This is a genomic window from Colwellia sp. 6M3 (assembly GCF_014077595.1).
In the GTDB taxonomy this organism is placed as follows: domain Bacteria; phylum Pseudomonadota; class Gammaproteobacteria; order Enterobacterales; family Alteromonadaceae; genus Cognaticolwellia.
In genome coordinates this window covers 38,248-50,377 of the sequence record NZ_JACGWF010000006.1, presented here as the reverse complement: position 1 = coordinate 50,377, position 12,130 = coordinate 38,248, and the positions used below count along the sequence as shown (strand labels likewise).

General features: G+C 38.0%; 12 protein-coding genes. 5 read left to right on the top strand and 7 right to left on the bottom strand.

The window, feature by feature from the left end; all coding sequences use genetic code 11:
* Window positions 1-78: 78 nt before the first annotated feature.
* The 7 genes from H4J50_RS02685 to H4J50_RS02655 form a co-directional block, all read right to left on the bottom strand.
* Window positions 79-840, bottom strand: a complete 762-nt coding sequence (locus H4J50_RS02685) for a metal ABC transporter permease (RefSeq protein ID WP_182254283.1) — start codon at window positions 838-840, stop codon at window positions 79-81.
* Between the two features lie 24 nt (window positions 841-864).
* Window positions 865-1,776, bottom strand: coding sequence for a metal ABC transporter solute-binding protein, Zn/Mn family (locus H4J50_RS02680; RefSeq protein WP_108455053.1), 912 nt, complete (start codon window positions 1,774-1,776; stop codon window positions 865-867).
* Entirely contained in the window at window positions 1,760-3,010 is a 1,251-nt protein-coding gene (locus tag H4J50_RS02675) for a hypothetical protein (protein ID WP_162533715.1), read from the bottom strand. Before H4J50_RS02675 ends, H4J50_RS02680 begins: the two co-directional genes overlap by 17 nt.
* Before the next feature lie 96 nt (window positions 3,011-3,106).
* Window positions 3,107-3,397, bottom strand: a complete 291-nt coding sequence (locus H4J50_RS02670) for an ABC-type zinc uptake system zinc chaperone (RefSeq protein WP_108455052.1) — start codon at window positions 3,395-3,397, stop codon at window positions 3,107-3,109.
* Window positions 3,398-3,567: 170 nt separating this feature from the next.
* On the bottom strand, window positions 3,568-4,377 hold the full coding sequence (gene djlA, locus H4J50_RS02665) for a co-chaperone DjlA (protein WP_108455051.1): 810 nt from the start codon (window positions 4,375-4,377) through the stop codon (window positions 3,568-3,570).
* A gap of 34 nt (window positions 4,378-4,411) precedes the next feature.
* Window positions 4,412-5,125, bottom strand: a complete 714-nt coding sequence (murU, locus tag H4J50_RS02660) for an N-acetylmuramate alpha-1-phosphate uridylyltransferase MurU (RefSeq protein WP_182254281.1) — start codon at window positions 5,123-5,125, stop codon at window positions 4,412-4,414.
* A gap of 42 nt (window positions 5,126-5,167) precedes the next feature.
* Window positions 5,168-6,163 (bottom strand): aminoglycoside phosphotransferase family protein, encoded by a 996-nt coding sequence (locus H4J50_RS02655; RefSeq protein WP_182254279.1) that lies wholly within the window; start codon window positions 6,161-6,163, stop codon window positions 5,168-5,170.
* Between the two features lie 143 nt (window positions 6,164-6,306).
* On the opposite strand from H4J50_RS02655, the gene lptD reads away from it, so the two are divergent.
* From lptD to apaG, 5 genes are read left to right on the top strand one after another with little or no spacing between them, the layout of a single operon-like run.
* On the top strand, window positions 6,307-8,586 hold the full coding sequence (lptD, locus tag H4J50_RS02650; RefSeq protein ID WP_182254277.1) for an LPS assembly protein LptD: 2,280 nt from the start codon (window positions 6,307-6,309) through the stop codon (window positions 8,584-8,586).
* Complete coding sequence (gene surA, locus H4J50_RS02645; RefSeq protein WP_404842733.1) at window positions 8,586-9,908, top strand: peptidylprolyl isomerase SurA; 1,323 nt, start codon at window positions 8,586-8,588, stop codon at window positions 9,906-9,908. The genes lptD and surA overlap by 1 nt, the downstream gene beginning before the upstream one ends.
* A complete protein-coding gene (pdxA, locus tag H4J50_RS02640) occupies window positions 9,908-10,918 on the top strand; it encodes a 4-hydroxythreonine-4-phosphate dehydrogenase PdxA (RefSeq protein WP_182254275.1) in 1,011 nt (336 codons plus the stop codon). The genes surA and pdxA overlap by 1 nt, the downstream gene beginning before the upstream one ends.
* The gene (gene rsmA / locus H4J50_RS02635; RefSeq protein ID WP_108455045.1) at window positions 10,915-11,736 is read left to right on the top strand and encodes a 16S rRNA (adenine(1518)-N(6)/adenine(1519)-N(6))-dimethyltransferase RsmA; all 822 of its coding nucleotides are present in this window, start codon (window positions 10,915-10,917) and stop codon (window positions 11,734-11,736) included. Before pdxA ends, rsmA begins: the two co-directional genes overlap by 4 nt.
* Window positions 11,729-12,121, top strand: a complete 393-nt coding sequence (apaG, locus tag H4J50_RS02630; protein WP_108455044.1) for a Co2+/Mg2+ efflux protein ApaG — start codon at window positions 11,729-11,731, stop codon at window positions 12,119-12,121. The genes rsmA and apaG overlap by 8 nt, the downstream gene beginning before the upstream one ends.
* The last annotated feature ends 9 nt before the right edge of the window (window positions 12,122-12,130 follow it).

Sequence of the window (12,130 nt, the reverse complement as noted above, 5' to 3'; positions counted from 1 at the left end):
TAGTCAGAACATTACCATTGAAAAAGCCAGCAGTTTTTAACTTGCTGGCTTTTTAATTTTTGAATCAACACACCCTATTTACTTTCTTAAACCTAACCTACTTACTAATCTAAACACTACTGCACTTAAGGCTAATGTCGCCACTATTGCCGCACCGCTAGGTAAATCGAAAGTTGCTGACATATACAAGCCTAGTAAATACCCAACTAAACCTACACCGTAAGCCCATAACAATACCCGAGTGCCCTGTAATTTATTAATTGCTAAAGCAGGTAATATTAAGGTACTAAAAACAAGATAAACCCCAACAAGCTCAACGGATAATGTTATAACCACAGCAAATAATAAATAGAAAGCAGCTCCATCTAAAATTTTAGGTCGGTAAAGTATTAACGCAAGTATGGCACTATAGACTATCGTTGGTAATAACAGTTGCTGCCAACTTACCCAAAGAATTTGACCTGACATTAGTTGTTTAAGTAACTCTGCACCATGTGGATCATTAGATAACAACAACATAGCTGTCACAGCAGATAGAACGTAAAAACAACCGATCATCGCCTCTAGCTCTTCTGCCATATATTTGGCTAATAAGGCAATAATGCCTGCCCCTGCTAATGCAAATAGGCCTGGGATCCAAATATTTGCATACGCAAGCTCAGCAAGATCATGATCCATACGCACAACTATCGCTCCTAAAGCCGCTATTTGTGCAATAGCTAAATCTATAAAAATAATACCACGCCTTAATACTTGTTTACCCAATACAACATGAGTTGAAAGTACTAAAATACCCGCAGCGAATGCAGGTAACAGTATAGTGAGTAATTCATAATCCATCGATAATACCTGTAGCTTTAAATGCTATTTTTTAGGGTGATTTACTTTAATTAATAGGTCTAAAGCACTGTCATACAAGCTGAATAAATCATCACTTTGCTGATTACCACCGACCGATAAAGGTAGCACAACAACAGGTAAATTCGATTTTTCTGCTAACCAGTTCGCTCCACGTTGATCTTGGTAAGAAGCCACAACGATTGCCGATATATCACCTTGGTTAGCTAGTTTTAACAAACTTGCAAGGTGGCTACTTGTTGGCGGCAATCCCGGTTTGGGCTCTAAATCAGCAACAGAATCAATACCTGTAAAATCAAATAAATAACGAAATGTTGAGTGATAGGCAATAACTTTCATGCCCTGCAACGTCGCCACTTTTGACTGCCATTGTGTCCTCGCCAATTGCCAACGATTCACAAAGCTTGATAACTGCTGCTGATACACATCGCTTTGCTTTGTATCTAGCTGAATTAACTTCTCTGTTAGTGCCTTCGCAATGTCGAGAACACGCTGTGGTGAAAAATGTAAATGTGGATTTCCAGCACTATGAACATCACCCATGCTGCGATCAACATTACTCATTTGGTCTAACGTTTCGACATGATCAGCGGCAAAAAATAAGCCATCTTCTGTGTTACGTACTCGAGTATTAGCCGATTTCATTTGCAACATAGGTAACCAACCTATCTCTAAATCAGCCCCAGCACAGATCACAAGATCTGCTTGGCGCATTTTAGCAATCAGGCTAGGTCGCGCTTGTACTTGATGTGGATCTTGCATAGCGGTTGTTGCAGTATAAATTTTCGCTGAGGGAGCAAGCTCTTTTGCTAAAGCAGCATACTCTGGCTCACATGCAAAAATATTCATTTGCGCGAAAGCACTTTGGCTCAACGTCAGTAAAGCACTGCTAAGCAGTAATTTAAAATTGATGTGCATTATGTGCTCCTAGTGCCATTACATATTGCAAAGTAATAACATTGTCATTTTCAGCATTATCAAAACCAATATTACTCTGATGACTAAATTCAACTCTAACGGTTGAGAAGTGACTATTGTGCCAAGCAACACTTAGCTCAGTTTCTTTTAGGGTTTGTTGATCGAAATGTTCTTCGTGTAGTACTTGAGTATTTAATTTTCCGTATCGCAGTCCTGCTGACCAACTTGGTGAAAATTGATAGACTCCACTAACATACCAAGCTTGATGATAATCATTAACACTACCTTCTTCGTCATGTTCTGCTGACAAATGCTCTTCATCAAGGTCTGGCACCATAAAATCACTCACCCTAAAATATTCAGCACTGAGCGTTAAATGTTGATATTTATAGTTACCATTTGGCGCCCACTTATAAACAAAATCAGCCACAAAGGTATTTTTACCTGTATAGCTAGCAGAGTGTGCATGCGCTTCTTCACCTTCTTCACCTTCTTCATCGTGTTCTTCAGGCGTTAACAGACCATTTTCATTGCGTAGGTAACTTGCCCCCAACTGCCATGAACTTTCAATACCAATATCACCACCTATTTTTGTAAACGCCGTATAAACGCCCGTGCTATCAAATTCGCGCTCACCTGACTCATCTTCAGCTCGTAAACTATCACCTGAAAAAACTTCAGCTCCCATCGTCCAGTACAAATCTGTTGGTGCTATATAGCTTACTCTTAAGCCATCATCGAAATAATGTCCGCCTAGAAATGCACGATATGCACTCGGTCTACTGGTAAAAGCGTCAGTATGAAGATGTTGATTATTTAAATAGCCAATATCAGATAAGAATCGCCCTGCTCGAACAGTAAATCCATTCGGCAATGCCATTGTTTGTATAAAAGCTTCTTCGACATTAACTTCGGTTTCACCTTCATGTGATTCAAAAACAGTGGTGAGTTTACCAAAAAACATATCATCGATACTGGCACTAAACGCTAACTCAGTTTCACCTAAGCCAAAGCCTTTTGCTCTTTCGGTCATCAGGCGATCTTCACTCTGATAGTAGCCATCTAGCACAGCACTGACAGTAAGGTTAGACAATGTCGGCGTTTGTGCGAATGAAAGTAAAGGCAAAGCGCCAGATAAGATTAAAGCAGCCGTTACTTTAGTCGGGTTAATAGTCGCTAAGCAACCAGCGATATCTGTAGATACAAAAGTCGAAACACGTTGGAAATTTTTCATTTGGAAATCTCTAAAATAAATTATATACGAATACAACAACCCACTTACTCAATTGGCAAGTTGGTTTTGTAAAAATAGCTTGTTAAATAATTAGGTTTAAAGCGTTTTGGGAGGTGCGCGGCTATGATAATTAACACGTTGAATTAGTGCTAATTTTGGTTCAACAGTAACGATTGTTTCTACTTGCTGAACATTAAAGTCAAGTGTGGCGTTTTGCTGTGGTAGTACTTGATCGAATTGATGTTGATGAAAACACAACGTACAGTGTTTTTTAACACCATCATCTATATGTTCAACACTATGCGCAGCAGCAGCCACAGACAATACTAACAATATAGCGCTAAGCCATATTGCGATAAATCGCCTATTAGTTACTGAAAGGAACATTTGTGTTATCCAAAGTATAAATCAAAATCGGCATTAGTCTACGCGACTTACAACTGCGTATGCAAGCTACTGATCAGTCACTTAACACATAAAAAAGCAATTTAGTCGCATTTATGCTGTTTACTTCGTTGTTAAAATAATCTTTAAAAACGAAGTAAATACAAAAGTTGTTATTTATTTTGTGCGTTTATTAACTCGTAAGCTGCTTGAATGTCTTGTGCTTTTTGTTTTGCCGTTTCCATCATCTCAGGAGGTAAACCTTTAGCTACCAGTTTATCTGGGTGATGTTGCGACATAAGTTTACGATAAGCTTTTTTAATATCACTCGCTGAATCTTGTTCTGTAACACCTAACACTTTATAGGCGTTTTCAAGTTGCTGACCCGACTGTGCAAAGCTATGAGTTCCACCTCTTTGCCCTTGTTGATGAAAACTAGCCCCTGCAATTATCATCTCTAATAATTTATCTAATTCATGTGCAGAGTAGCCTAAGCCTTGAGCAACTTGGTGCAGTGCTTCTCGTTCATCTTCATCTAGGCTTCCATCAGCGAAAGCCACTTGAATTTGAATTTCTAAAAAAAGTAACAATAAATCCTGACGATTTCCAACGACAGATCTTAGTTCGGTTAAACGTTCAGTAACTGGGAAGCCTGTTGTTTTTCCATCTCTAAATGCATCTTGAGCTTGTTGACGCATTGCACCTTGTAGCCCCAACTTATCCATATAAGCTGTAGCAAAAGCAATTTCATGCTGGGTAACCTGCCCATTAGCCTTAGCAATAAAACCCATAACTGAAAAGCTGCTATAGAAAAATATTGCTTGGCGGTCGGCATCCGATTTAGCACCACCTAAGTTGTTAAAATTAAGCCCTATACCTTTATCAAACCGATGTCCGAGCCAAGCGCCCAATAACGCACCGAAAATATTTTTACTCAGCATCAAGCCAAATAAAAATCCTAAAACTTTACCCCAAATTCGCATCGTAAAACTCGATAATTAATTAATTATAAAATGGTTAAATAGTGTTTAGCTTAGCTAAACGTTCTGGTGTTCCAACATCTGTCCAAGCGTTAGTCATTAAACTCGCTGACACTTTACCTTGTTCAGCCCCAGCCCTTAACATAGGTGCTAAAGGTTGTATAAGTTGTTGTTCTTGAACTGGTTGTAACAAAGTCGATTCTTGTGTTGCAGCATCTTGCTTAAAAAAACTTTTTCTGTAAAGAGCAATACCACTAAAAGTGTATGTTTCATGATGGTTGTTTTTAGGGTTAGTTAATACCCCTTCGACAAGTTGAAAGTCACCTTTAGGGTTATGCTCTGGATTATTAACCAATAACAAATGAGCGTTAAACTCTTCACCTAAACGTGGTAATTGCTTGAGATTAAAATCGCAATAAATATCACCATTAATCACCATAAAAACATCGTCTTCATGTTCAACTAACATCGGCAATGCTTTTATAATACCACCGGCTGTTTCTAATGCTACAGGCTCTTCGCTATAACTTATATTCGCCGAAAATTGCTGACCGCAACCGAGATAATCTACAATTTTTTGACCTAGCCATGCATGGTTAATTACAATATCTTTGATACCCGCCGCCACTAAGTTTTTTATATGGTGCACTATCAACGGCAAGCCATTCACTGTTAACAGTGGTTTAGGGCAGTTATCAGTTAGTGGTCGCATTCGCTCGCCTCTACCTGCTGCTAATATCATAGCTTTCATGAAAAACTTTCCAAAATCTTACTTAAAAATAAGCACATTATGTTATTTGTTGAGCGCAGGTATTACCCGCTTACTGACTAACTCATGTAAAAAAGTGAGTTTATCATATTGTGCGCTAACATCTTGTATGTAGCTCAAGGTAAGTGGAATATCAGCTAAATATCCTGATTTACTGTCTCTGTGATAGAGGCGTGCAAAAATACCACTCGCTTTTATATGGCGCTGCAATCCAGTTAAATCAAACCAATATTGCCATTTTTCTTTTGTTAGGGTTTCGTTTGGAAAATAATTTTGCACTTGTAAGCGATAATCTTCTATTAAAGGTGCTATAAGCTGGTTTGGCCAACGTACGTAACAATCCCTTAATAAGGAAACCAAGTCATAGATAACGGGCCCTTGTACAGCATCTTGAAAGTCAATAATACCCAGTTCATCATTACTAAGCTGCATAATATTTCGGCTGTGATAATCGCGATGCATAAATACTTTAGGTTGCTCAACCATGGCTGAAACTAATTCATCAAAGCAACGGGTTAATGCAATTTTCTCTTCTGCAGTTAAGTAAATAGCTAAATGTTTTTCGAGTAGCCATTCAGTAAAGATGCTCAATTCTGTGAAAATAAATTTTTCATCATACAAAGGTAAAGTCGACACAGATACCGATGAGCATGTTAGCATTTTATCTAATTCTACTATCGCTTTAGCGTAATATTTCTGCATGTTATCACTTGATAATCGTTCAGATAATACCATGTCGCCAAAATCGCTAAGACAAAGAAAACCTTGTTCGAGATCCGCATGGATAATGTTAGGTACATTAACGCTAACATCTTTCAAAATTTCCTGAACGTTTAAAAAAGCTTGGTTATTTGATAGTTTTACCGGCGCATCAACCGCAATATAACTTTTACTTTGGTATGCAAAGCGAAAGTAACGTCGAAAACCGGCATCACCTGTAAGTGGTAATAAGTTGATTTTTTGCGTTGAAAACTGACTTTCAAGCCAATGTGATAAGGCTGTAGTTCTTAAATTACTCAATAGAAAATATCTCTAAAAAATGATAGTGCCAATATAACTAATTCGCAGGCTAAAGAAAATTGCTATATTATTACCGCCTTTAGCGTTAAAATGCCGAACTAAACTAGGCTTTGTATTTTTCAAGTTAATTACCCGGATTATAAATGCGTTTTTCCTTACACAAAACCCCCTTTCTCTGCCTAATAGCATTTACCTTTGGTAGTAAGGCGCAAAACATTGAAATAAATACAAATATTGCTAGTCAGTGCCCTATTCCATTTTACGCAAATATTGCAGAAGAAACCGGTAAGCAGGCAAACGACAGCTTTACTATTTTATCTTCTACTTCAAATATTAAAAAAGGTGAATATGCTACGTTTACCGGTGGTGTTACCTTATTAAATCAAGATAAATCAATTGTTGCAGATGAATTATCCGTTAATAGAAATACATCTACAGTTAACGCTAATGGTGATATTCACTTTCAAAACAAAGGTATAGATATTTTTGCCGACACGCTTAATATAAATCAATTAAAAAAGTCCACGGCGTTAACATCAACTTCATATCAACTAAACGGCTCTGCTGGGCACGGAAGTGCAAAAGAAATTAATATTGATGGAAATGGAAAAACGATGAGTTTTATCGACTCAAGTTTTACCACTTGTTACGATCCTGTGCCAGATTGGCAGATGCGCGCAAGCGAGATTACCATTTCTTCAGATAAAAAATCACTTGAGGCATATAACGCTCGTTTTAGTCTTTTTGATGTGCCTATTTTATATATTCCTTATTTAACCATGCCTATTAGTGATGAACGCCAATCAGGTATGCTATACCCTAAAATTAGCACTTCAAATAGCTCAGGTTTAGAAGTTGAAATTCCTTATTATGTCAATATATCAGAAAACATGGATGCCACTATTACACCACGCTACATGTCTGATAGAGGCACACAATTAATTACAGAGTTTCGATATTTAGAAGGCTTACAGTCAGGTCAACTTGATATTGAATACCTCAATAAAGATAAAAAACTTAACAATAACGATGATTCACGTTATTTAGCCAGAATTCAACATATTGGTACTTTCTCAGAAAGGTTTAGAGCCCATGTAGACTACACGACCATTAGTGATGATAATTACTTAGTGGATTTAGGTAGTAGCCAATTTAACTCTAACGATGCATATCTCTATCAAATAGGTGAATTGGCTTATTTCGCAGAAAATTGGCAAACCACCCTAAAATTACAAGATTTTGAATTATTAGGTAATCATCAACAAAGTTATAAAACCTTGCCTCAAATAGAAGCGAGGCGCCAACAAACTTTTGATGACTTTGATGGTATCTTTGATGTTTATGGCGAATTTTCTAGCTTTGATACACCAGATTTAACCAAGCCAACAGCGCAGAGATACCATGTAGAAGCTGGTTTACTTTACCCTATGGTTACACCTGCATGGTTTTTAAATTCAGAACTCAAAGTTCTGCAAACTAATTACATTCAACAAAATATTGGTAATAACAGCCTGCTAGAAAAAAATATTAATAGAACGTTGCCTAAAATACGATTGCATGGTGGTGTCAATTTTGATCGTAACATCGCCTTATTTAATAGCGAGTACAACCAAACACTTGAGCCACAGTTACAGTACCTTTATATCCCTGAAAAAGATCAAAGCAACATTGGTATTTACGACACAACTCTATTGCAAGATGACTATAACGGTTTATTCCGTGACCGTCGCTTTAGTGGCATAGACAGAATAGCACAAGCCAATCAGGTTTCGTGGGGGGTAACAAGTCGGTTATTAAATGCTGAAAATAACGAAATGTTGCGTTTTAGTTTGGGCCGTATTGTTTATTTAAATGAAAGTAACTTTGATGAAGCAAATCAAGACACCTTAGTAGATAAGTCAGCATTAGCAGCCGATATTTTCCTTCATTTAAGTCGAAACTGGCAGTTTAGTTCTGACATTCAATATAATACCGATTTAGGCGTGACCAATAAAAGTCAAACCACTTTAGATTACTTATTTAGTAATAATCAAACAATTCAATTGAACCATCGATATACTCGCGATGTCTCAGGAGAGTCATTAGAACAAATGTCGTTGGCGGCAAATGTTAAAATTGCCCAGCGGTGGCAACTTGTAGGGCGGTTTACACAAGACTTACAAGGCAAACGCAGTATTGAAAGCTATGCAGGTCTTGAGTACAGCAGTTGTTGTTGGGGGATACGTTTTACGTACCATCGCAATATTAACTCTAAAATTGAAGATGACCTGAACATAAATGAAAACCGCGATGCATTTGATAGCAGTTTTAATATTCAATTTGTATATAATGGCATAAATAGCAATAAATCTTCCGACAGTGTTGGAGATATGCTTAATTCAAGTATATTCGGCTATAAACGCCCTTACTTCCTCAATAACTAATTAAAAGAAATATACGTTACATGAAAAATTCATTGAAATTATTACTTCTTAGCTCGGTGTTTATTTTAAGCTCATATGAACAGAGTATAGCTGCTGAAGTTGAGCTAGACCGAGTAGCAGCCGTGGTTAATAGTGGTGTGGTATTAGAGTCTGAAGTTAAAGATCTTATTACTTCTATTACCCTACAAGCAAAAAAGAATAACCAAACATTACCTTCTGATCGCGCATTGCGAATTCAAGTAATGGATAAGTTAATTAATGACGCAATAATAGCTCAATTAGGTGAGCGCATGGGTGTTCAAGTGAGTGATGCTCAGCTTGACGAAACCTTGTCTAATTTAGCAAAAGATAATAATCAAACGCTTGATTCATTCCGTCAAGCGCTTGTTGCAGACGGATTAGTTTACGAGAAGTATCGTGAAAGCGTTCGTAATGAGTTAATTGCAGGAGAAGTAAGACGCGCAAGTTTACGTCGTCGTATTTATATTTCACCTCAAGAAATTACCAACTTAATGTCAGTAATGAAAGAGCAAACTAATGCTGACGTTGAATATCGCTTAGGTCATATCTTGATCGAGTTCCCTAATAATCCAAAGCAAGCAGATATTAATGCGGCTAAAGTACGTGCTGATAAAGTACTAGAGTTATTAGATAGCGGCAGCGATTTTACCAATATTGCAATGACATCATCTGGTGGCTCGAACGCTCTTGAAGGTGGTGATTTAGGTTGGAAAACCATTAATGAAATGCCAACATTATTTTCTGAACTCGTTGCAGGTCAAGAAAAAGGCAGTGTGTTTGGTCCAATACGTACAGGTTTAGGTTTTAGTATCGTGAAATTAGTCGATGTTCGTGGTCGTCAGGTTGTCGAAATTGAAGAAGTCAAAGCCAGTCACATATTGATTAAACCTTCAATTATATTAAGTGAAGCAAAAGCAGAAGCCTTACTACAAAGTTTTGTTGATAAACTAAACGCTGGTGAAGCCGACTTTGCCGAACTGGCTAAAGAACATTCTGAAGGACCTACATCGGTTCGTGGTGGTGACTTAGGTTGGTCAGAGCCAAGTAAATATGACCCAGCATTTTCCGAAGCATTAGCCAGTTTAGATATCGACGAAGTTCATAAACCATTTCGTTCATCATTTGGTTGGCATATAGCTAAATTAACTGGTCGTAGAACATTAGACGCCACCCAACAAATGAATGAAAACCGAGTATACCAACTGCTTTATAACCGTAAATTCGGTATGGAAGGGGCTCGTTGGATTAAAGAACTACGCGATGAAGCATACATAGAAATTATAGAAACAGGTAAAAAGTAGTGTTGAAACGAATTGCAATAACGCCAGGCGAGCCTGCAGGCATTGGCCCAGACCTGATGATAAAAGTAGCACAGCGAGATTGGCCAATTCAAATGGTTGCTGTCGCATCTCCTGAGTTATTAATTGCAAGGGCAAAGCTATTAAACCTGCCGATCACCATCAAGCAATATAACGTCAATGATGAAGTAACATCACATAAAGCGGGAACACTTCTTGTGTTACCTGTGCCATTAGAAGATGTTTGCGAAGCTGGTGTTGCTAACCCTAATAATGGCCGCTATGTGGTTGAAACTTTGCGTATTGCGAGTGAAAAAAACATTTCAGGTGAATTTGACGCCGTTGTTACTGGCCCTGTACATAAAGGGTTAATTAATAAAGCAGGAATCGCATTTAGTGGCCATACAGAATACTTTGCTCATGAAGCGAATTGCTCTGACGTTGTCATGATGCTAGCCACTGAAGGGTTAAGAGTTGCACTGGTAACTACACATATTCCTTTAGCTTATGTGTCTAAAGCCATTACCCACGAAAGGCTTCAAAAAGTATCACGCATATTGCATAAAGATTTAATCAAGAAGTTTGGCATCCCTAACCCCAAAATTTATGTTTGTGGTATTAATCCGCATGCGGGGGAAGATGGCCACCTTGGTCGTGAAGAAATCGATGTGATGATCCCGGCATTAGAAGAATTACGTTTAGAGGGCATGAACCTAATTGGTCCATTACCTGCTGATACAATTTTCCAAGCTAAATACTTAAATGACGCTGATGCGATTTTAACCATGTTCCATGATCAGGGTTTACCGGTACTTAAATATAAAGGTTTTGGCGCTTCAGTTAATATTACCCTTGGATTACCATTTATTAGAACATCGGTAGATCATGGTACGGCGTTTGATTTAGCCGGCACCAATCAGGCAGATGCTGGTAGCTTTTATGAAGCTATAAATACCGCGATAACATTGGCTAATAACCATGACAAAGATGCATTAGAGCAGACAAAACTATGAGCAAAAATTCCCACTTAGGTCATCAAGCTAAAAAACGCTTCGGTCAAAACTTTTTACACAATGAAGCTATTATTAGCGATATTGTTGATGCTATTAACCCAGAGCCTGGTGAAAACTTAGTAGAAATTGGCCCAGGTCTAGGCGCACTTACCGAGCCTGTTATCGAACGAGCTGGTCACCTTAATGTAGTTGAGTTAGATAGGGATTTAGCGCACAGACTTCGTCATCATCCATTTTTGGCTTCAAAGCTCACCATACATGAAGAAGATGCATTAAAGTTCGACTTTGCTCAACTTGCTAGTAGCGAAAAGCCATTACGCATTTTTGGTAATTTGCCATATAACATTTCAACGCCGCTTATTTTTCACTTGCTCACGTTTAAAGACAAAGTAAAAGATATGCATTTTATGCTACAAAAAGAAGTAGTCGAGCGTATGGCATCAGGTGAAAACTGCAAAGCTTTTGGGCGCTTATCAATTATGACCCAATATCAATGCCAAGTAATACCTGTAATGGAAATTGGGCCTGAAGCGTTTAAACCTGCACCAAAAGTAGATTCTGCTATTGTCAGATTAATACCGCATAAAACCATAAAAAATCCTGTTAAAGATATTAACTCGCTTAACAAAGTTTGTTTAGCTGCATTTAATCAGCGTAGAAAAACGATTCGAAACAGCTTTAAAAAGCTGATTTCTGCTGAGCAATTAACAGCGTTAGGCATAGATCCTGGACTTCGCCCTGAAAACTTAGCTTTAGCAGATTTTGTTATGTTAGCGAATTTTGTCACTGACAACCCGGTAGAACTAGATAATGAGTAATGACAAAGTAGCAACAGCCGCTGATATTGACATTTCTATTGTCACTGACTTCATTGCGCAGCAATCTGTCGAAGCAGAGCAACAATTTGTTTTTAGTTACACTATCACTGTTACAAATAATAGCAGTGAAACGGTACAATTACTGAGTCGATATTGGTTGATTTCTGATGCTAACGGTGAAACTAATACCGTTACAGGTGAAGGTGTTATCGGTCAGCAACCATTTATTAAACCCGAGCAAAGCTTTACCTACTCAAGTGGCTGCGTGTTGAAGTCTCCTTTAGGTAACATGCAAGGTCACTATCAAATGCAAACACATTCAGCAGCGCTTATTCAAGTTGAAATACCCCCTTTTCGATTAGCAAAGCCTAATATATTGAACTAGAGAACAGTT